Source organism: Pelomonas lactea (genome assembly GCF_043555885.1).
Classification (GTDB): Bacteria; Pseudomonadota; Gammaproteobacteria; order Burkholderiales; family Burkholderiaceae_C; genus Pelomonas; species Pelomonas lactea.
In genome coordinates this window covers 1-304 of record NZ_JBIGHX010000031.1, presented here as the reverse complement: position 1 = coordinate 304, position 304 = coordinate 1, and the positions used below count along the sequence as shown (strand labels likewise).

General features: G+C 71.4%; 1 protein-coding gene. It reads left to right on the top strand.

What is annotated here, in order from left to right:
* Positions 1 to 48: 48 nt before the first annotated feature.
* The coding region (locus ACG04Q_RS25600) for a DUF6445 family protein (RefSeq protein WP_394514708.1) at positions 49 to 304 on the top strand (256 nt) is incomplete at its 3' end.

The window sequence follows — 304 nt, the reverse complement described above, 5'->3', positions numbered from 1 at the left end:
TCGTCTGGGTGCTGGACCGGCGCGGTTGGTACTGGAAGATCTGAGGCCATGGCGGGCGATCCTTTCGCCATCCGCATGCCGCCGGACATCCGCTCCGTGCGGGTGGGCGAGCACCAGGTCGTCTTCATCGACGACTTCCTCGACGACCCGCAGGCGCTTGTCGACGCCGCCTGCCAGGCCGCGTTTCAGCCCTGCCCGGGCGCCGACGAGCGCCGCGGCTACCCCGGCGTGTGCGCGCCGGCGCCGCGGGCCTACACCGAGAGCCTGACGGCGCTGATGGACCCGCTGATCCGCGTCAACTTCG